Annotated in this window: 13 protein-coding genes; all 13 read left to right on the top strand. The window is 48.3% G+C overall.

Annotation, left to right across the window (positions count from 1 at the left end; translation table 11 throughout):
- The first annotated feature begins 84 nt into the window (after positions 1-84).
- The 13 genes from TW84_RS11395 to TW84_RS11335 all read left to right on the top strand — a co-directional run bounded on the left by TW84_RS11395 (position 85) and on the right by TW84_RS11335 (position 22,735).
- Complete coding sequence (locus tag TW84_RS11395; protein ID WP_045975756.1) at positions 85-3,135, top strand: non-ribosomal peptide synthetase; 3,051 nt, start codon at positions 85-87, stop codon at positions 3,133-3,135.
- 67 nt (positions 3,136-3,202) lie between these two features.
- Positions 3,203-4,687 carry a non-ribosomal peptide synthetase gene (locus TW84_RS11390; RefSeq protein ID WP_045975755.1) on the top strand — a complete coding sequence of 495 codons (1,485 nt, stop codon included), beginning with the start codon at positions 3,203-3,205 and terminating at the stop codon, positions 4,685-4,687.
- 18 nt (positions 4,688-4,705) lie between these two features.
- A complete protein-coding gene (locus TW84_RS11385; protein ID WP_019276642.1) occupies positions 4,706-4,981 on the top strand; it encodes an acyl carrier protein in 276 nt (91 codons plus the stop codon).
- 139 nt (positions 4,982-5,120) lie between these two features.
- On the top strand, positions 5,121-10,649 hold the full coding sequence (locus tag TW84_RS11380; protein ID WP_045975754.1) for a type I polyketide synthase: 5,529 nt from the start codon (positions 5,121-5,123) through the stop codon (positions 10,647-10,649).
- Positions 10,650-10,739: 90 nt separating this feature from the next.
- Entirely contained in the window at positions 10,740-14,825 is a 4,086-nt protein-coding gene (locus TW84_RS11375; RefSeq protein ID WP_045975753.1) for a non-ribosomal peptide synthetase, read from the top strand.
- A complete protein-coding gene (locus TW84_RS11370) occupies positions 14,822-16,411 on the top strand; it encodes an MDR family MFS transporter (RefSeq protein ID WP_045975752.1) in 1,590 nt (529 codons plus the stop codon). Before TW84_RS11375 ends, TW84_RS11370 begins: the two co-directional genes overlap by 4 nt.
- Positions 16,408-17,025: a hypothetical protein gene (locus tag TW84_RS11365; RefSeq protein WP_045975751.1), complete on the top strand. Its 618-nt coding sequence runs from the start codon at positions 16,408-16,410 to the stop codon at positions 17,023-17,025. Before TW84_RS11370 ends, TW84_RS11365 begins: the two co-directional genes overlap by 4 nt.
- Before the next feature lie 69 nt (positions 17,026-17,094).
- The gene (locus TW84_RS11360) at positions 17,095-18,111 is read left to right on the top strand and encodes an NADP-dependent oxidoreductase (protein WP_045975750.1); all 1,017 of its coding nucleotides are present in this window, start codon (positions 17,095-17,097) and stop codon (positions 18,109-18,111) included.
- Positions 18,112-18,145: 34 nt separating this feature from the next.
- A complete protein-coding gene (locus TW84_RS11355; protein WP_045975749.1) occupies positions 18,146-19,150 on the top strand; it encodes an HlyD family secretion protein in 1,005 nt (334 codons plus the stop codon).
- Between the two features lie 2 nt (positions 19,151-19,152).
- Positions 19,153-19,911, top strand: coding sequence for a 4'-phosphopantetheinyl transferase family protein (locus tag TW84_RS11350; protein ID WP_045975748.1), 759 nt, complete (start codon positions 19,153-19,155; stop codon positions 19,909-19,911).
- 327 nt (positions 19,912-20,238) lie between these two features.
- Entirely contained in the window at positions 20,239-20,895 is a 657-nt protein-coding gene (locus TW84_RS11345) for a response regulator transcription factor (protein WP_045975747.1), read from the top strand.
- A 1-nt stretch (position 20,896) separates the two neighbouring features.
- The gene (locus tag TW84_RS11340) at positions 20,897-22,336 is read left to right on the top strand and encodes a sensor histidine kinase (protein WP_045975746.1); all 1,440 of its coding nucleotides are present in this window, start codon (positions 20,897-20,899) and stop codon (positions 22,334-22,336) included.
- A 207-nt stretch (positions 22,337-22,543) separates the two neighbouring features.
- Entirely contained in the window at positions 22,544-22,735 is a 192-nt protein-coding gene (locus TW84_RS11335) for a hypothetical protein (RefSeq protein ID WP_045975745.1), read from the top strand.
- Positions 22,736-22,777 lie beyond the last annotated feature (42 nt).

Raw genomic sequence — 22,777 nt, 5'->3', positions numbered from 1 at the left:
TCTAACTTTTATTTGTAGCAAACGGTCAGCAAGAAAATATTCTCGCTCGACTTCAGGAATACCTTAACCAGCGAGGTAAATATTGTGAAAAATAACAATCCTGTATTTGAAACTATTTCAATGCAATCGTCGATTTCCCCTGAGGCAATAGCGGTTACCTACAAAGATAAATTGCTGACCTATTCTGAGCTTGAGTTGCAATCAAGCCAACTAGCAAGCTACTTAGTCAATCAATATCCTGATGGCGATAAAGGTAAAGTGGCGGTGTACCTCGAACCTAGCCTGATGTTGCCTGTGGTAATTCTGGGGGTAATGAAAGCTGGGTTCAGTTATGTGCCTCTCTCTTCGTTTCAGCCGACAAAACGCATTCAACAAATTTTGGATGATTCCGGTGCATTCCTCATTATCACCGATGGGCTACTGAGCAAAAAACCGAGCATGGCTGAGTGCGAGACAGAGAAACTGAATGTCGCAGCGCTTGATCTAGCGGGCTCTCTACACTGTGAGTCACTGCCGAAGGTAAGCCATTGTGACTTGGCTTATACCCTTTACACATCAGGCTCGACGGGTGTACCAAAAGGGGTGGAAGTTGAACATGGCAGCATGGCGTATTATCTCGATTGGTTTAATCACGATTTATGGCCTGAAACTCAGGCAACTCTTCCGCTCACCTCCTCTCTAAGCTTTGCGGCTGCGGTGACTCAATTGTTTGCTCCTTTGCTACGTGGTGACACCCTTCATATTCTTCCTGAAGGTACTTTGAATAACCCGCAACGACTCTTTGATTGGTACCAGAACCAAACCAACACGGCGATCTACTGTGTTCCTACAATATGGAATGAATTACTCAATTACCGCTGCTCAGTCGATAGTGAGCTGTCACTGCCTGACACCGTTTTTCTCTCCGGAGAGCCTGTCGGTGAAGACATTAAGCAACGTACGTTCGACAGCGTCGAGAATGTGCGTTTGTTTAACCTATATGGCCCTACTGAAACCGTAGCAAACTGTGCGTTTACTGAGTTAGAGAAAGACCAGCCTGTGACTATAGGCAAAGCGTTGGCGGGAAGTGAGTTGTTTCTACTCGATGAAAAGGGCGCATTAGTGACAGGCGGCAATGTGGGCGAAATCTGTATCTGTGGCCCGGGTGTGGCTCGTGGATACAGCCACCGACCTGAATTGAGCGCAGAGCGTTTCTTCTCTCATCGCGGCCATAGCGCCCATCGCACCGGAGATTTAGGTCAGTTCAACGCAAACGGAGACATGGTGTGCCTTGGCCGCAAAGATCGTCAGGTGAAAATTCATGGAGTGCGAGTTGAGTTGGGCGAAATAGAAGCCAATCTTCGTCAGCATGGTGAAGTAGCCGACGCTGCGGTGAAAATGGTCAATGGTGGGCTGGTGGCTTACTTGCTGACGGACAAAAAACCAAGTGCTTGGGATCTACGTGCTTTCCTTAGCGAGCGCTGCCCGAGTGCGATGATGCCCGCTCAATTCGTTTACCTTGAAAGCTTTCCGAAACTACCGAATGGAAAACTCGATAGTGCTCGTCTGCCCGAGCCAGCGCCAGTAAGACCAGAACTGAATTATGATTGCAGCGTACCCGTTAATGACCTTGAACGGGACCTCGTAGACATCTGGCAAGAAGTGCTCGGTTTTAGTGGCCTAGGGGTTGATGATGACTTCTTTGATTTAGGCGGGAACTCCTTGCAGGCGATGCGTGCCAGAACCCTGATTCGACGCCGCCTCTACAGCGAGATAGATTTCAAGCTCTTTTTCAGCAATGCGACGCCGCGTAAATTGGCTGCGGTCGTACCTTATTACCTGACGGATGACTTGGATGACGCGACATCCGCTCCAAATGAGAAGAATCAAGAAGCGCAATTTGAACCGCTCACATCGCAACAGGCTTACTTCCTTACGTTAGAACAAACCAGCGCTAACCCGAAAGCCTACCAGCCTGCGTTTTGTATTTACCTTGAAGGGAAGGCAAGTTCGGAGAGCGTGGAATGGTGCCTCAATCGGGTGCTGGCCAGTAACCCAATCCTGACTACTCAATTCGATCTCGATAACTTTACCGCTAAAGAAGGTGGCTATGGTGCGGGAAAAGTAGAGATTCCGCACCGCAAGGTTGAGCATGTGTCGGGCAAACTCAGTGAAATGTCGCATTGTGATTTGCTGGATATGGCAGACATGCCGGACATCGATATTGACAGAGAACCACCGATTCGCCTGGCATTATTGAGCAAAAATGACGATGAACATGTGGTCGTTGTACGTGTCCACCACGCTGTGTTTGACCATGATTCCATTGGCATATTCTTTGAGCAATTTGTTCAGGCTTACCGCGCTTATATAGCAGGAGATTATGGTTTTGCGCAGCATCACCGCCACCATTTGAGCTTGAAACAGCATCGCGGTGCGATGGTGGATCAAGAGGGCGAGATGCAATTTTGGTTGTCGACATTGAATCGTTACCTGACAAAAGGTGCGGACAGTTCGTTGTACCCAAGAGCGGATTGCCCGTCACCACAAGGCTACGCTGTGGAACTCTCCCAGCCTTTCAGCCAAGCGATAAAAGACTTTGCCCATGCACACAATACAACGGCTTATGTCGTGTTACTCACGCTGTTTAATCTCGTGTTAAACCACGAAACTCGTTATCACAACCTAACGGTTGGCTTGCCTGTCTCCAATCGAGCTCTCTGCCAGCATGATGGTCAGCTCGGCTGTTTCGTCAACATGGTCACCTACCATGAGCAGGTTGATCAGGTAGATAGCGTTGTGAGCCTGATTGAAGCCAGCAGCAAAGCGATCTACTCGCTGATAGAAAATCAGTCCGTGTCCTACCTAGAACTTGCTGATGAAATGCGAAGCAAAGGCTGGCTTGAGAAACTGCGTTTCCCTGTCACGTTTAATTATCTGTCTGCAATGCCGGAAGGTAAAGAGGTGCAAGGCTGCCGCATGAAAGTTCAACACATCGCTGAGCAATCTGCTCGATGCGATTTGACTTTAACTGTCGACGACGGCGAGCAGTTGACCCTCAATTTTGATTATGAAACTACGGCGTTTACCAAGCAGCAGGTCACCTTACTGGCAGAACAATACTTGGCTCTGATTTCAGACACATTATCTCTGTAATGCGGAGTGTCTCGGGCTCGCAGGGAGTCGGAGATGAATAACGATTAAACATGGGGAGATGAATACAATGTCAAAATTGATCCACCGTCAGTTTGTTCATCAGTGCGCCAAAACACCGGATAATATCGCACTGCGAAGTGACAGCGAAAACATTACATACCGCCAACTGGAACTGCGCTCCAATAATATTGCTCAGTCATTAATCCGCTCTGGCATTACATCAGGCGATGTTGTGGGCATCTACATGAATCGCTGCAATAACCTTGTTGCGACCATATTGGGAATATTGAAATCAGGGGCTTGTTACTTACCGCTTGATCCTTATTACCCAAACGATCGCCTCGCTTATATGGCAGAGCACTCGGAAGCCAAGCTAGTGATCACTGACAATTTGAATGGCATGGATTGGCTGAGCAATGATCTTCCAACGTTGGATATGAATAGCATAGATTTTTCCAGCGCAACAACCCCAGACTTACCACAGGTAGACGAACAGAGCTTGTGTTACATCATGTACACTTCAGGCTCAACCGGTAAGCCCAAGGGCGTGATGATCGCGCATCATACGGTGGTGAATTACCTCAACTGGATGCAAGATGCTTTTCAACTGACGACAAACAGCCGGGTACTGAACCAGACCACATTCAGCTTTGATATTTCAGTCTGGGAAATGTTCTGGCCTCTGATGACTGGGGCAAGCTGCGCACTGATTGCTGAAGATGCTAAGTATGATCCCGTACTACTGGCTGATTTCGTTGAGCAGCATCAGGTCACTGTCGCCCAGTTTGTGCCAACTGCATTGCGTATCATTGTCGATGCGGATGTACTGCAACAATGTACGTCGTTAGAGCATATCTTCTCTGGTGGAGAAGCGCTGCCGCAACGCTTGGTGGATGACCTGTCTGCTCAGTATCCGGGTCATATCCACAACCTCTACGGGCCGACAGAGGCCACCATTTTTGCCTGTCACTGGTACTGTCAGCCACAGTGCGTAGAAAAAGTCGTGCCCATTGGCCGCCCGATTCCGCACGCAGAAGTGCTTGTCCTTGATGAAGCCCTACAGCCTGTAAAGCAAGGGCTGTGCGGTGAACTGTATTTAGCCGGAGATATTCTGGCGAAAGGTTACCTAAAACGTGTCGACCTTACTCAAGAGCGCTTTGTAGATCATCCCCAGAGTGGAAAAATGTACCGCACAGGCGATTTGGTGAGTAGCAGAGAAGACGGTGCGTTACTGTTCCACGGCCGAACCGATTCACAAATCAAACTGCGAGGTCACCGAATTGAGCTGGCTGAAATTGAAGCTCAGCTACAAGCGATGCCCAGCATTTCTCACGCTGCAGTGATTGTGGATAGCAGCGATGACGGTAAGGCGTCATATCTGACAGCCTTCTATGTGCCTTCTCAGCAGTCCAACGTTGATGTGCAAGTGATCAAAGAACAATTGGCAAAAGTATTGCCTTATTACATGCAACCCTCCCGATATTACTCCGTTGATAGCTTACCCACGCTCCCTAATGGGAAAGTCAGCAAGTCAGCGTTAAACGCTCACTAACAAAAAGGTTCTAGCACTATGTCGAATAACAAACCCAATATGACACCTGAAATTGAAAACCGTGTTCTCTCAATCTGGCAATCGGTTTTAGACGTTAAAAAAATTGCCCGAGATGAGAACTTCTTTGATGCAGGAGGCAACTCATTATTAATGAGCAAAGTACACAGGGAAATAAAAAGACAGCTTGGAATTCCGATTAATATTATCGAGTTATTTCAATGTCCTACAGTGGATTCGCTAAGTAAGAATATATCTAAAAAATACCCTCAGGTGTTATTAGAAAAATCGAATTAAAACTTCGCTAAATAGTTTTACCTAGAAGACAAATTCATTTTATTCGCTGATTGAAACACTCCTTTCTTTTCAAAGGAGAGGGGCCGTTTTTGCCGAAATAAGTACAAATATATACGACATACAACCCGTGAGGTAGCATATGAAAGACCAAGCAACACTGCGCGATAAAGATATAGCTATTATTGGCATGTCAGGCCGATTCCCTGGTGCAGAAGACATCACGACGTTCTGGAAGAACCTCGCTGAAGGGCTGGAAACCATCACAACATTTAGCGAACAAGAACTTCGCGAGTCGGGTGTCGATGAAGAATTGATTGCCTCACCCAACTACATTCCTCGCCGAGGTATTCTCGGCAACGCGCAACATTTCGATGCGCACTTCTTTGATATTACTCCTCGTGACGCGGAAATCATGGATCCTCAACACCGTGCGTTTCTGGAAAGCAGTTGGCATGCTTTTGAAGATGCGGGGTACGTGCCTTCGAGTTATCCGGGCAAAGTGGGTGTATTTGGTGGCACAGGTACAGCGTGGCATTTAAACAAAGTCCATTCCCATCCGGGTGTCAGCCAGTTTGCCAGCGGCGCGTCTGTTGTGACCAATAACGATAAAGACTATGTCACAACGCGAGTCTCCTACAAGCTGGACTTAAAAGGGCCAAGTGTGAATGTGCAGACGGCCTGTTCAACCGCAATGGTGGCGGTGGTGATGGGAATTAACAGCTTGTTAAGCCGTGAAAGTGACCTTGTCGTTGCTGGTGGTGTATCCATCGATACACCGGAGCGCCGCGGCTACAAATACATGCAAGGCGGTATGGAGTCAGCGGATGGACGCTGTTACGCGTTTGATTCTCGTGCCAATGGTACGGTGTTTAGTCGCGGTGTCGGCGCTGTGCTGCTCAAACGTGTTAAAGACGCAGTCAAAGATGGCGACCACATCTACGCAGTGATCAAAGGTGGGGCAATCAACAATGATGGCAGCCTCAAAGCGGGATTCACGGCGCCAGGCATTGAAGGACAGGTCGAAGTTGCGAAGCAGGCGATTTCCAACGCGGATATTGATGTAGAAAACATCCGCTTTGTTGAAGCGCATGGTACGGCGACAGCGTTGGGCGACCCGATTGAATTTTCGTCTTTGTCGCAAACCTTCCGCCATTTCACGGATAAAGAGCAGTTCTGCCGTTTAGGCTCGGTTAAAACTAACATCGGCCATACTGATGCTGCATCGGGCGTTGCCAGTCTGATTAAAGCCTCAATGGCATTAGAATCCGGACAGCTTCCAGCTTCGCTGCATTATGCTGAGCCGAATCCAAACATTGAGTTTGAAACCAGCCCGTTTGTGATGAACACTGAACTGACGGCGTTTAAACAGCAGGACAAGCCAAACAATGCGTTGGTCAACTCCTTTGGTGTCGGAGGTACCAATGCGTGTGTGATCCTCGAAACGGCGCCAGAGACTCAACCGGGAGATGCGCATAACTCGCCACTCATGATCCCGTTCTCAGCCCGCAGTCGTAACGCATTGAATGAGATGAAACAGCGTCTAGCAAGTTACCTGACAGATAACCCAGATGCAGACGTTGCGGACGTGGCGTATACCATGCAGGTAGGCCGCAAACAGTTCGAATTTTCCACCTCGGTGGTTGGCAATGATCGTCACGCCATCATTGAAGCGCTGGCTAAGCCTTCTCAGATTGTACCTGGAAGCAAATCAAAGCGACCAATGGTGTTTATGTTCCCGGGGCAGGGTAACCAATATCCGAACATGTCTCGTGACCTTTACCAGACGTATCCGGTGTTTAAACAAGCGATGGATCAGTGCTGCGAGTATCTGATGCCAATTCTTGAACAGGATCTGCGTGAGATTATCTTCCCACAAGATGATCAAACCGCGGCTCGTATCAACGAAACTCAATTCACTCAGCCTGCGTTGTTCGTTGTTGAGTACAGCCTTGCACAGCTTTGGATGTCATGGGGCATTCAGCCCGATGTGATGATTGGTCACAGTGTCGGTGAGTACGTGGCAGCATGTTTGTCAGGCGTGTTCTCGTTGGAAGATGCGCTCAAAGCTGTCGCGATTCGTGGCAAGTTGGTTCAGGCTCTGCCGGCGGGTGCAATGTTAGCCGTTTTGATGGAAGAAGCTGAGCTCACAGAGCGCTTATCAAACAGTGAACTGGATATCGCGGCAGTCAACTACCCAGAGCTCTGTGTGGTGGCGGGTGAGCTTGAAGCGATAAAAGCATTCCAATATGAGCTGGAAGAAGAAGGCATCTTCTGCAAGCACTTGGATACGTCACACGGCTTCCACTCAAGCATGATGGATCCTATGTTGCCAGCGTTCAAAGACGTGATCGATGGCATTGAGCTGAATGCGCCGCAGATTCCGTTCGTCTCGTCGGTAAATGGCGAATGGATCAGTGATGAGTTAGCACAAGATAGCGACTACTGGGTGCGCCATGTCAGAAACCCTGTGTTGTTCTCGCATGCATTCAAAACCTTGATGGCCGATCATCAGGATGGTTTTGTAGCTTTAGAAGTGGGGCCGGGCCGTTCTTTGGAGTCTGCGGCTAAGCAACACTTCCGTGAAGAAGATGGGTCGAATGCTGATATCTTCTCTTCTTTGCCTACGGCGAAAGAAGTCGAGATTTCCGGAGAGTATTTTGTCTCAATGCTTGGTGCTTTATGGGCGAATGGCATCGAGATTGACTGGACAGCTTACTATGGTGATGAGCGCCGACGTCGCCTGCCTCTGCCTGGCTACCCGTTCGAACGAAATGAATTCAAACTGCCTGAGCTGAAAACAGGTAATGCTGAAAGCCTATCAAGTAGCAGTGTGGAAGCTGGTTTGAAACGCAAGAAAACCGATGTCGGTGACTGGTTCTATATGCCTGCGTGGAAGCGAACCATTCCTGCTGACTTCATGCCGAGCAAACAAACTCAAGCTGAAAATGATTGTTGGGTAGTTTTAGCTGACGAGTATGGTATCGCTGATCAGTTGCATTCTCAGCTTCTGGCATCAGGCCAACAAGTGGTGACTGTATTCAAAGGCGTCTGTTATCAAGAAAATGTCGTCACTGGCGACAGCACGAAGAGCTTTGTTATTGACCCAACCTCTCGTGAAGATTACATCCGAGTACTTAAAGCCATCAAAGCTCAAGAGATGAATCCAATCCGCATTGTTGATCTGTGGAACCTCTCTCCTGAGCAAGGTGACGTCGACCTTGAACTATGCCGTGAACACCAGCTGGACTCCTTCTACAGTCCGTTGTATCTGCAACAGGCGCTGGTGAATGAGAACTTGTTGGATAATCTTCATCTGTTGTTGGTGACCAATAATATCTTCAGTGTCTCTGGGGAACGTGTTTACGCGCCTGAGAAAGCACTGTTGGTGGGACCTGCTCGTGTGTTCTACCACGAGTACCCAGATGTTCAGTGCCATTTGGTCGATATCGATTGGTCTACGGACTTAGCGAATGATTCGGGCCATTGGACGGTAGAGCAGGCAGCTCGTTGTCTTATTGCAGAGAGCAATATTAACACCGACGGCCAACTGGTAGCGTATCGAGGTGGATGCCGTTGGGAGGAAGACTATCAGGCGGTTAACTTAAAAGAGCAAGAACCAGGCTTACCGGCGCAATTCAAAGATGATGGCGTTTATCTCATCACTGGTGGATTGGGCGGCCTTGGTATGCTGGTGGCTGGCCACATCTCGGAAATGAGCAATGCGACGCTTGTTCTGACCTATCGCAGTCGACTGCCTGAACGGGAGCAATGGCATGACTGGATTCAGAATCACCCAGTCGATGACCCAATGAGTGAAAAACTGGCGGGCATCCTGCGTCTTGAAGAGCAAGGTAACACCATTGACCTAGTCAATGTGGACGTCTGTGATTATGTGGCTATGTCGGAAGTGTTTGAACGCTATGACCGCTTTGATGGCATTTTCCATACGGCTGGTATTGCGGGTGGCGGCATCATTCCGCTTAAGTCGGATGAAGATTGTGCCAGTGTTTTGGAACCGAAAATCCTCGGTAGCCTGATTCTCGATGACCTGACTATAGATAGCCAGCCTGATTTCATGGTGTTGTTCTCATCCATCAGCTCGATTGTCGGTGACGAAGCTCGAATTGACTACTGTTCTGGCAATGCCTTTATGGATGTGTTTGCCAGCTACCGTAATCAGAATCGAAACGGTCGAACCATTGCAATCAACTGGGGCAAATGGGGTGATGTCGGCATGGCCGTTCAATGGGCTCGTGAGTTGGATGAGAAAAACAAAGCCAACGAAGCGCTTCTAGAACCAACAGGGCTGCTTACGTTGCTCGGCCGTAAAGGTATGGAAGAAGAGTATCGAGTCAATCTGGATGTGCAGAATGACTGGGTACTCAACGAGCATAGCTTGTCGAATCAACCGACCTTGGTTGGTACCACCATACTGTCGATGCTGCATACCCTGATGAATCACTTCAAACCTCAGGAAGCGCTTCAGGTTAAGAACTTGCTGTTGACCAAACCGGCGATTTATCACAACGCATGGCCACGTGAAATGCGTCTATATGTACGCAGTGAAGGAGCGGGCTACAGCTTCAGCCTTCGTAGCCGTGGCGTCCGTGACATCGAGTGGGACGAACATGCGTTGGGCAACCTCGGTCGTGGTGTCGAGAGTGAAGAGAGCCTTGCTGCTGTAGATTCACTTGAAGCGATTCAGTCTCGCTGCATAAACAAATTGCCCGATGACTTAACTGGCAAGGATTACGTCAATGCCGTAACGGGTGAAACCTTCCTATCGCTCAGTGAGCGTTGGAATGGCCCTAAGTGTGCATGGCAAGGTGAGGGTGAATGGCTGATTCATAAAGACCTCGATGCTCAGTTCCAGAGTGATTTTGAGCAGTATCCGTATCACCCTGCGCTAATTGACTCGGTCTCCATTCGCTGTATCAACCTGATCACGACAGACAACTACCTGCCAATCAGCTACGGCAAGATAAGCTATCTAGCGCCGCTTGACGGAGATTGCTACGCGCACATCAAACTCAAACAGCCGTACCAGGCGGAAGACAGCACAATCATCTTGGATGTGGTCTTCCTATCCGCTGATAGCAAGCCGTTGATGGTTTTGGAGAACTACACGCTAGTACGTATGAAAGCTGAGAATCAGGTTACCGCTTCTGCGCCAGCGTCTGCTGTAACTCAGGTTGCTGTCGATGTCTCTGACAAGGATATTCTGTTCTATGAAGGTCTGGACGCACTGAAACGACAGCTTGCACACCTAGAGTTTGAGCAACTCGTCGTGGTGACCAGTGATCTAGGTCAGCTTATCTACGAAGCGATTCCTGAACAGGAAGATGAGCAGTTGGCAGAGCTGGAAGCGGAAGTCAGCCAAGGACACGCCCGTCCAGAACTCTCAGTCGAGTATGTGGCACCTGAAAATGATATCGAAAAAGAGATCATTGCAGTCTGGCAGTCGATTCTAGGTATTTCAGGTATTGGTGTTGATGACAATTTTGTCGAGCTTGGCGGTAACTCGCTGCTGGCGGTGCAAATTGTGTCAAAAGTATCAGCCAAGTTTGAAGTCGATATTCGAGTGGATCTCTTCTATCAGGATCAAACCGTAAGAGGGCTGTCCGGCCTGATCATCGAAGCGTTTGAATCTGTTCTTCAGAGTGAATAGCGCCCATTTCCCGGGCATTAGCCCGGGAAGTTTATCACCTTCAGGCTGCCGCACGGCAGCCAAATCTTCCAAACAGTAAAGGGCACGGCTATGACAACTAAAACGAATCAGATTTTGAACTCTATGGGACTTGAAGAGCTGAAAAGGCTCGCCAGAGAGAAAAAACAGAAAAAAGCGCAGCTCATGGAAGAGAACCGTTGTTCAACAATGGAACCAAAACGCAAAATATTCCCTCTGACCAATGCGCAAAAGAGCATTTGGACACTGGATCAATTCCTCGAAGACAATAAAGCCTATAACAACCCGTTGGCGATCACCTGTCACATTGATCACGAGTTCGAACAAGACAGAGTCGAACGCGCTCTGACGAAAATGGTCAATAATCACGACATATTCCGCACCACGATCCGAGTGGTCGATGGCGAGCCTTACCAGTGCATCGACAACCAGCCCAGTTTCGATTTTGGTTTTGATGACATTACTGCCATGCCTGAAGCGGATAAAAATCAGTGGGTCATGCGAGTCGCTCGTGAAGAAGGCAGAAAGAATTTTGACCTGACTAAAGGACCACTGTTTCGCTGGCGAATGGCAAAAACTCAGCCGGGTGAATACATCATTATGCTGACCTTCCATCATATTATTTCAGATGGTTGGACCGTCAGCTTGTGCTTCAAAGAATTCATGGGCACTTACTTTGGCCAGACGGTAGATCATGCAGCGCAGTTTACTGATTACGCCTTAAAAGAAAGCCGCTGTCTTGAAGAAGGTAAGTACGAACAGGGTCTCAACTACTGGCGCGATAAGCTCAGTGGTGTTCAAAGTGTACTGGAACTAGCAACCGATCACCCTCGTCCAGATACGATCAATTTTGAGGGAAGTTATGTCAGCTATCCACTTGATGCAGGCTTCTGTCATCAGCTTCAGTCTTGCGCAGCAAAACAGGGGGCGACTACCTTTCATCTGATGCTGGCGGCCTACCAGTTACTCCTGCATAAATACAGTAATCAGAATGACATTGTGATTGGTGTGCCTTTCGCCAATCGCGGTGACGCCCAGACGCAGGAAATGATGGGATTGTTCATGAACACGCTGCCACTGCGTTTCACGCTCAATGATGATTTGCCTCTTTCGACTGTGATAGAAGCAGCGAAAGCCGAAAGTGAAGAGGCGATTGCCTATCAGAGCGTACCGTTTAATCGTATTCTGGATGTGGTCGACTATTCGCGAGATGCACGTGTTAACCCGCTTTATCAGGCGGTGCTGACCTATCAGGTTTATCCGCACTCGCGAACCAATACCTTGTTTAGCTATTCGCCACTCAAAGTAGACTACGGTGTGTCTAAGTTGGATCTCAACCTATGGATAGAGGAAGACGGCGACGGTTTATTGTGCACATTCAACTACAGTACAGCGCTGTTTGAACGTGCCACCGTGCAGCGAATGCTGCGTGATTTACACACCATATTGACGGCATTGGTTGAGCACCCACAGCAGTCGATTCAAGCCTTGTCATTGGTGACGGAAGATGAGCGCCAGTCTCTGCTGAAGACATGTTTACCGGCAGAGGCAAGTCAAGCGTTGCCGGTTCATCAGCAATTTGAGCAACAGGCGCTAGCTTGCCCTGAAGACGTGGCAGTGCGTTGTGAAGGCCGCACACTGAGCTACGCCGCTCTTAATGAGCGCGCTAATCAGTTGGCAGCACAACTGGCCTCGCAAGGTATGAGTCACGGTGAACCCGTCGCGATACTGATGGAAAAAAGTGAGCATAGTGTGGTAGCGATATTAGCCGCCCTGAAAGCGGGTGGTTGTTACCTTCCTATCGACATCAATCTGCCGGAATCTAAAATCGGCTTCATCTTAAACGATGCTAAAGTTAAGCGTGTTTTACTCGTAGGTGAAGTACCCATTGCTTTAAAAGCAATGGCTACACAATCTTCACTAAATTGGGTCGACATTCTGAACACAGAAACGAGTAACACCTCACCAACACGCACTAATCCGCCAGATGATTTTGGCGATGGACCAGCGTACATCATTTATACCTCTGGCAGTACAGGGGCACCAAAAGGTGTGTGTGTTCACCATTCCCAACTTAGCCACTATTGCCGAGCGATTGCTCCAGTACTCGAACAAACTCACAAAGCACGCTATGGCTTAATGTCGTCCTTCTCCACGGATCTGGCGCATACCATGTTATTCCCAGCTTTGGTCGGGCAAGGCGAGTTGGAGATAGTGACCAATGGCCTACTGGAAAGCCCAGAACAACTCGCCAATTATCTAAAAGATAAACCTCTTGATTGTATGAAGATCACGCCGACACATTTGTCTGCGTTGTTGAACGCCCCGAACGCGCAGCATCTGCTTCCGGAGCGCAAATTGGTGCTTGGCGGTGAGCGTTTACCAGTTTCTCTGATTGAGAAAGTCAAAGTGCTCAAACCAAGCTGCCAGATAGTCAATCACTATGGGCCAACCGAGTGCACGGTGGGGGTGATGACATTGACGATTCCTGACAACATCGCGGATTTGGGTTATCAGGTTGCACCTATTGGTCAGGCCCTCGATGGAAGTCATGTACTGGTTCTCGATGCTCACCAACAACTGCTTCCTGCTGGCGTACTCGGTGAAATTTGTATTGGTGGAGCGCAGTTGGCTTCAGGGTACCTTGGCCTCGATGAGCAAACACAGCGTCACTTTGTTCCCCACCCGTACTTACCGGGTGAGCGTCTGTACCGTACTGGTGACAAAGGCCGCCTGTTAGCGGATGGCAACCTTGAATACCTTGGTCGCTTGGATCGTCAGGTCAAAGTACGTGGCTATCGAGTTGAGCTAGCCGAGATTGAACAGGCGCTGGGCCAGATTACTAATGTTGAACGCGCAGCGGTTGTTCAGCAGCAAACCGCGGACTCTAGCCGTTTGGTCGCTTATGTCGTTGTTGGTGAAACTGGCGATCAGGAAGGGATTAAGACGGAACTGAAACAGCTATTACCCGCTTACATGCAACCAGAAATGTGGATGTGGCTCGACGCTATGCCAATCACCGCAAGCGGAAAAATCAATTATGAGGGGTTGCCTGAGGCTAAGCGGAATACACAGACATCGGCTTCTTCCCATCCGAACAATCAAACGCAAGCTCGTTTGCTGATCCTGTTTCAGCAAGCCTTGAGCACTCAGCAGGTCGGTATTGATGACGAGTTCTTCAATCTTGGGGGAAATTCCATCAGTGCATTGAAACTGCTGATTGAAGTGAACAAGGCCTTCTCCACCACCTTGACCCTAGGCCAGATACTGGAAAACAGCAGTGTTGCACGACTTAGCACACTGATCGAACAGGTATCCGATAGCTTTGAATATGGCTCCTCGATTGTGATGCTCAATCAGGGAAATCCTCAGCAGAAGCCGACGTTACTGCTTATTCACCCTGCTGGCGGCAATGTGCTTTGTTACGACGAGTTAGTGAAGGGGCTGAGCAAAGAACATCCGGTCTACGGTGTTCAGGTAGCTGATTTTCAGGGGCTAGCTGAGTACAACCGCCAAGTGTCGACGCTAGCTGAGTACTACGTGAAGCAGCTCGGCGAACTAGCAGAGCGTCCAGAGTTGATCATCGGTGGTTGGTCACTCGGAGGAACCCTTGCTTTTGAGATGGCGTGTCAGGTTCAGGTCTTGACCGGAAACCAGCCGAAGGTTCTGATTTTTGACCAACCAGCCCCTCAAGTAAACGTCGATAACAGCGCCACTATGGCTGAGCATGATCGCCTTGCCTACTTCGCTTACAAGGTAGAGCGGCTAACTGGAACGTCTTTTGGTACCTCGGGCGAGCAATTGGCGAAGATGTCACAAGCGGAAAGAACACAGGTATTCCTGACCGGTTTTCGTAAAGCGAATTTGGTGCCGGATAATATCAGCGCTGAGGATTTCCAGCATTTTCTCGCCATTCTTCAGGCTCATATGAAGGCCACTGATGAATATCAGGGACAGCGATATTCTGGTCCTATTGTCGTGGCGGAAGCCGAAGAGATCTTAACTGGCCGCACGCGACTCAAAGAATCTGGGCTGGGTTGGCAGGCATACAGCGAGCAACCGCTGACTGTATTGACCACTAAGGGCGATCACATCTCCATGATGAACGCGCCTCACATTGGTGATTTGACGAGTCGTCTACAGGAGGAATTGCTTTGAGTACGATCGCACTTTCAAAACCGGAAAGCGAAGTCGTCGTTTCAAGGAAGGAGTGGTGGGCCATCATCGGCGGCCTCATCGGTGGCTTTATGGCAATTCTGGACATCCAGATCACTAACTCCTCGATGAAAGTCATTCAGGGGGCGCTGTCTGCGTCCCTGGATGACGCCTCTTGGCTGATGACGTCGTACTTTACGGCTGAGATTGTGGCGATCCCACTTTGTGGCTGGCTATCAAAAGCGCTGGGAACGGGCCGTTACGCTTTATGGTGTATCGGCGGTTTTCTCGGCTCATCCTTGCTTTGTTCGATGGCGTGGAATCTGGACTCGATGATTGTCTTCCGCGCTTTGCAGGGCTTTTGTGGTGGCGCATTGATCCCCTTGTCTTTCCGTTTGATTATTGAAATCTTGCCGCCAGAAAAACGCCCTATGGGGATGTCGTTATTCAGTATTATCGCCACGTTCGCCCCAGCGATAGGTCCGGCGATCGGCGGTTGGCTCACGGAACATTTTTCATGGCACGCGATCTTTTACGTCAATGTTTTACCGTCAGTGGTGGCGTGGGCTCTGATTCAACGTTCAATGAAGCATCCCATCATTAACTGGCAAATCATTCGTCAGGGTGACTTTGTTGGCGTTGTGTCAGTGATGATGTTTCTTGGTACGCTGGAAGTCATTTTGGAAAAAGGCGGTGATGAAAACTGGTTCGACTCGCGCATGATTTGCGTACTGGCGGTACTCTCCGCCATCAGCTTTGTGATTTTTGTCTATGACCAAATCGTACACCGTAACCCTCTGATTAATATTCGCCTGTTTAAGGAATATCAGTACTCCTATTCCTTACTCATCTTTGCTATGTTGGGTTCGGCTATTTACGGCACGTTATTCCTAGTGCCGTATTACCTGACGATGATTCACGATTACAATGCGACAGAGATTGGTCATGTGGTTATCTGGATGGGGCTGCCGCAGTTGGTAATTTTACCTATGATCCCATTTCTCATTCGTCGCTATAACCCTAAGTATCTTATCTTCATCGGTTTCGTTGGTTTGGCTATTAGTGCCTTTATGGATTGCCATATGAATGCTGATTTTGCTGGCCCGCAGATGATCGCGTCTATGTTAGTTCGTGCGTTAGGCCAGCCGTTTATCATGGTGCCACTTTCCATGCTAGCGACTCAAAATATTAAAGCAGAGGATGCGGCCTCATCGGCAGTTTTAATCAACGTATTTCGCAGTCTGGGTGGATCAATGGGTACCGCGGTGTTGTCGACCTATTTCACTACTCGGATCTATTTCCATCTCGATTCCATCAAATCCACCTTGCTGACAGGTAGTCAGCCATTTTATCACTATCTGGGTGAAGTAAAGAATCTGCTGGTCAATCAGGGGTTGTCGTCTGATAGCACCAATGTTCAACAAACCGCGGTGAGCATTCTCGGCGAAAGGATGGCAATTCAGTCGCAAATCATGGCTTTTAATGACTTATTTATGGTCATGGGTTTCATGATGCTCGCCACCGCCATCATGGTGTTGTGCTCAAACCGTGATTTCCAACTTCGACTAAAAAAAGAGGAATCAGCATGAGTGACAAAACATCGATGAGTGTCTGGAGCTATCTGCTGTCTTCGGAAGCAAGAATGACCATCATAGTACCTATTTTGATCTACAACCTTATTTTCTGGGGAGTAGGAGCCGGAGCGGCGCTGATTGTAACAGCGTGCTACTCCGCATTGCTGGAGTTATTCAGCAAACGGAGTGGTTCTCTGTCCATTATCGCTTTGATTTTGGTTTCTGGCAGCATTCACTACCTTTACCTGCATGGTTACACCCTGTTTGGAATTGACCAAGAAAGCGTCTTTCTTTCTGTAGGCGGATCACTGTCCGTCATTGTCGTGTTTGGTTTCTACTCCATGATCGGCCGCCCAGTGGTTCGGACTCAAGCGGAAAATGCGCTCCCTCGTTTGATGCAGTTGCCTGTCTATGGCTCGCCAAAATACGCCCAAGTTTGGCAGGAGATTTCTCTGGGTTGGATTCTCGCTTACGCAGTGAAAGCGCTGCTCGTGATTAAGTTCTCCAGTGATATGCCAGATTACGCTGACTACTTTGTTTTCATTGGCGCTTGGCCACTGACGTTGGCGATGATTGCTTTCAGTTTTTACTGGCCCAGCTTTCGATGGTCATCGGAAGCAAGCGCATAAATTTCTAGCTACTTGCCGTCAAGTTATTTGGTATCAAATTACAACACGATAAACTCAATGAGGTGTTTTATGAATCAACTAGTTAACCCATCAATTGTGCTTGATAGTCACCCACAAGGTGCCGCGACAACGGGCAATTTCCGTATCGCCAACCTGCCAATTGGCGAGTTAAAGCCGGGTGAGTTTTTAATTGAAAACACTTGGCTTTCGATGGACCCATATACGCGACCTCGCCTCAACGAAAACACGGCGTATGTAGAGCCGATCAAACTGGGTGAAGTGATTCAGGGAGAAACCATTGGCAAGGTCGTCGAGAGTAACAGCCCCAAATATCAGGTCGGCGATAGGGTGTTCACTTTTTCAGGTTGGCAAAAATATTGTGTCGGTAACGATGCGGATTTCATGACTTATCAACTGCCGGATACAGAACTGCCGCCAACGATCTTTCTCGGCGTGGCTGGAACTCCCGGTCGAGCTGCGTACTTTGGATTGAACAAAATTGCCAAACCTAAAGCAGGTGAAACCATGGTGGTGTCAGCCGCGTCAGGCGCTGTGGGTTCGGTTGCTGGTCAACTTGGCAAAATGGTCGGTTGCCGAGTGGTCGGTATCGCGGGCAGTGAGGAAAAGTGTCGTTATGTCGTCGATGAACTGGGTTTCGATGCCTGTGTCAATTACAAGTCTGACAATTTGGGTGAGGAGATTGAAGCCGCCTGTCCGGACGGTGTGGATATCTACTTTGAAAATGTTGGTGGACGTATTTCTTCCTTAGTGGCGCGTCACCTTAATGAAGGTGCCAGAGTACCAATTTGTGGCAGTGCAGCGTTATACAACAAGGGTAAAGATGTGGATGCCTCGACGTTATCGCGCTTTTACTCTTCACTGCCAAGTGCGCCGGAAAATCGATTCTTTCTGGTGACTGAGTGGGTCAACGATTATGCAAGTTCGATCAGTTGGCTGACCGCAGCAGCGGAAAGTGGTCAGCTCAAATTTCGTGAAACGGTGACCGAAGGATTGGAAAATGCACCGCAGGCCTTTGTCGATCTATTGGAAGGGAAGCACTTCGGTAAACAACTGGTTCGAGTTTAATACTGTTCGTCTTTTTTGATTGGTTGGTCGTGCTATGAAAAAAATAATAAAGATTTTGATTCCACTGATGTTGTTGGTCTTGGCTGGCGGTGCCTATTGGTATTACTACGGGCGTTTTTTCCAGAACACCGACAATGCTTACGTTCAAACGGACATTACTAACGTCAGTTCGCGCATCAATGCGGAAGTGGTGAAAATTAATATTAAGGACAATCAGAAGGTCAAAAAAGGCGACTTGCTAGCGCAGTTGGATGATCGTGAGTTCGTGATTAAAGAGCAGCTTGCTGAAGCGACCTTAGCGCAAAGTCGGGCGGAACAGTCGAACGCGGATGCAGCCTATAAAATGCAGAAAAGTGCCATCGAAGAGTACCAGAGTAAAGTGACGTCGGCGAAGGCCAAATATCAATACTCACTTCAGCAATACAAACGCTTGCAGGCCTTAGAGAAACAAAACTATGTGTCTAAAGGTGAACGTGACAATGGCGCATCTGCCTATAAAGTTGATGAAGCAGCGTATCTTGAGGCGAAGGCCAGCCTGAAAACACAACAAGATAAGCTCTCGGTACTGGAAAGTGAGATAGAGCAGGCCGATGCTATGGTCAAGCAAGCCAAAGCCAGTTTGTCACAGGCGAAGCTTGAATTGGGATACACCCGGATTGTGGCTCCAATAAATGGTGTGATCAGCAATCGCAACCTGCAAGTTGGTATGATGGTGCAACCGGGGCAATCTGTTGTGAGCATAGTGTCCGATCGCACACCGTGGATTCTGGCGAACTTTAAAGAAACGCAAAAGTCGCGTATGCACAAAGGGCAGTCTGTTGATGTCACCATTGATGCCTATCCAGGGAAGACATTCTCAGCACGAATCGATAGCGTATCGCCAGCAACAGGCGCTACCTTTGCTTTGCTACCACCAGATAACGCGACGGGCAACTTTACTAAAGTGGTGCAACGTGTGCCGGTTAAGATTGTGTTCAATGACTCTGTTCAGGTCGACAACGGGTTATCTGCGGTTGTTACTGTAGATACAAGGCAGTAATTATGGCGACACTATTTCCTGAAATTGACGCTGTGGGAGTGCGTTATTTATCTGAACAAACAAGTGGTCGGTTTATCAACAAGGAGCAGAGGTTTCTCATCAATGGCGCGAGTGTATTTGTGTGTCAGTTTAACCAAAACCTCTATCATGACAGTTTATTCAAGCAGTTCAGGATTCGATGTCCTGATGGACTTGGCCGCGCGGTAAGCTCAAGACGAGCCGAGTTTCTGGCGGGTCGTTATGCGGCAAGGCAGGCGATATCTGCTTGTGGTGGGGTGGTTGCCAGCGGAGTACAAGTCGGGGTTAGTACAAATCGCTGTCCGACATGGCCCGACGGTATTTTAGGTACCATTACCCACTGCGATGATATCGCAGCATGTGCGGTGCTCCCTGCTATTCAGAGCATCAGACGCTACATCGGAATGGATATCGAGAAAGTGTTAGCGGCCAATGTGGTGTGTGAGGTATCCGGCTCCGTTTGTTCTGTATGGGAGTGGCAGCGTCTGGCGTCACTGCCATTTAGCAATGATATAATCACCACAATCATCTTCTCCGCTAAAGAGAGTTTGTTCAAAGCCCTATACCCCTATATCGGGGAATACTTCGGCTTTGAGTGTGCTCAGGTTAAATGCGTTGACCCGTACAAACAGCGCATATGGCTGAACTTATCGCCTTCGCTGGTGGCTAAAACGGGCTTTCGAGAAGTGGAGTGCCATTACACCTTGCAGTTAGACTATGTCATCACTTTTATCTCCCGATAGATGCTCTCTTGGACGAAACAAAATGGGCTATGGGAAAAAACTTATGTACTTAGTATGTTCAACAAGATTAATATAATCAGAGACTTTTGGATTTCAAAATAGCGCTGGTAAGGCCAAAAAATGAAATGTTTCGCTGAATATTAAATGTTTTTTAAGTCTGGCTTGTTATTTTGGATGAATTCCATGTTTGGCCTCTGTGCTCTCCAAAGCTATGAAGGCCGACTCAGATGGATTGAAAGCAGTGAGACTCAGTAAATAAAACCATCGCTTGTGACCTTCCTTTAATCACTGCTGAACGGGTCACGATACAGAACAGAGATAGATAACATGCGCGTATTATTAGTTGAAGATGACCCTATGCTTGGCAATGCGATTACCGCTTCCCTCGCCAGACATCACTATACCGCAGACTGGGTAACGTCGGGTGAAAGTGCCCTTCACGCACTGCAAACTGACAGCTTCCTACTGGTCATTCTTGATATTTCTTTACCGGGTATCAGCGGTTTGAAAGTACTCAAAGAGCTCAGGAGCAAAGGAGACAAAACGCCCGTTTTGATTCTCAGCGCTCGTGACGAACTCAATGACCGTGTTTATGGGCTCAATCATGGTGCAGACGATTATCTGGTTAAGCCGTTTCAACTGGAAGAACTGTTGGCGCGTATGGGGGCATTGATTCGCCGATCGGCGGGTATGGCAGATGACACTATCGTGGTGGGCGATGTCTCTGTGTCGGTCAATTCGCATAAAGTCACGGTTGCAGGTGAGTGTATTAATCTGACGCCAAATGAATTTAAAATTCTCCTCTATCTGGTGACGAACGCTGGTCGGGTGCTAAGCAAAACACAGATATTGCAAAACATGCATGGTTGGGATGAAAGTGCCGGACTTAATTCGATTGAAGTGCACATCCATAATCTGCGCAAAAAAATGCCTAAAGGTACCATCGAAAACATCAGAGGAGTCGGATACATCATCCAACACTAGTATGAAACTGAATTCTGTTAAACGCCGTGTCGCATTATCGAGCGTACTGCTATGCCTCGCGGTTATTACCGCTTCCACGATCTGGGTTTACCTTGATACGCGTCAGGCGATTACAGACGTTGATGATGCACGGCTTCAGGACCTTAGTGAGAGTTTCTTAAAGGTGTTGCTACTGACCGACCCCTCTGTGATTGGCGAAGACCGAAACTCAGACCCAGAAACCGTTTTTGCTAACCTCACCAGTAAAACATCCCCCAAAGACAACCTAGAAAAATGGTCGCGAGCCAAGCTGCTTGAGGATAACTTCGCCTATTTACTACTCGACTCTAAGGGCGCGGTATTGGCGAGCTCTCCGAATGCGCCACCTGTCGACTTAAAAATGATGCGCCATCCGGGTCTGAACGACATTCATGATCAGGAGCAGTCCAACATGTGGCGTGGCGTAACCATGCTATTAACGCAACCGAAAACGGGTGAGCCAATGTGGCTCTGGCTCGGCGAAGACAAGCACCTGCGCAGCGAAGTCGAAAACAAGATTGCGATCCCAGCCATTGTCCCCATGCTAGTGGCAACGCCGCTCTTATGTTTGCTATTGGTGCTGTTTACCTATCATTTGTTTGCACCGATCAGTCGTTTGGAAAAGCAAGTGTCAGAGAAGTCGATTGATAACCTCTCACCACTCAGTATTACAGATGTTCCCACTGAGTTGGATAGCTTAGTGAAACGCTTGAACTACCTGTTTGATCAAGTCGATGCAGCTTGGCAAAGAGAAAAACGATTTAATCAAGACGCTGCCCATGAACTGCGAACACCTCTGGCCGTGATCAAGCTCAATGCGCAGAATGCCCTTGAAACGCAAAATGCTCAGGAAAAAGACCATGACCTCAAACAGATTGAAAAGAGCATCACACGTTCTGAGCGAACCATTGAGCAGTTGTTGACATTGGCAAAAGTCGAGAGCGGCTTGATGGTGGATTTAAGTCAAACCGTTGATGTTGCTGAGATACTACGTAGTGTGATTGCTGAGCTGGTCCCCCTTGCATTGAAGCAACAACAAGACATCACATTAGAAGCTGCTGAGGAGGCCTATGCTATTCAAGGCAATGAGATATTCCTTAATTGTCTGTTTCGCAATCTGATGGACAACGCGATTCGCTACTCCGGAGAAGGTACCCGAATTTGGGCTGAAGTGACTGAGCATGAAGAGCATATACAGATCGTCATTGCCGATAGCGGTCGGGGAATGAGTCAGATTGATATTGACCGCATCTTTGAGCGCTTTTTCCGTGGCAAAGAAACCCAGAACAAAGCTCAAGGAGCAGGTTTGGGGATGGCAATTGTAGAGCGTGTTATTGCCCTCCATCATGGAAAAATTGATGTCAGATCTCAAGAACCAGGTCTGGCATTTGTTATCACCTTGCCAAAGTTCCGTCTAATTTAGCTTCAAATCTGGATCTGGATGTAAGCTCACATAAACAGAATTTCTATCAAATGAATTAGCCGCAGCTAAAAAGGGTGACAAACAAGAAAGTGTCTGGCTTAACGCACTTCTAATTTGCTTGTAATGGCCTATGAGTTGCGTTGACAGTCAGCGATCCTTTTCTACGCTTAGAGTCGTGCATACGTAAGATGAAAAGGAGAAGAGAAAATGGCGACATTTAAACAGGACATTCCACATCGCGTTACTGTCTACCATGACGACATTGATCAGGAAAACGCGTTAAAAAATGCCATGCTGCCTGAAAAACCAAGATATTTTAATGGTTCGCCCACTTATCAGGCTGACAGTATTGAAGAGTTCAAAACTCGAGTTGGTCAGGTAGGAATGTCGCTCGAATGAAGATTTGAGTCAGTGGAAACTATTGTTACAAGTCAGCCCGCA

Source organism: Vibrio neptunius, assembly GCF_000967495.1.
GTDB classification, from domain to species: Bacteria; Pseudomonadota; Gammaproteobacteria; order Enterobacterales; family Vibrionaceae; genus Vibrio; species Vibrio neptunius.
This window is presented reverse-complemented; position numbering and strand designations above follow the sequence as displayed.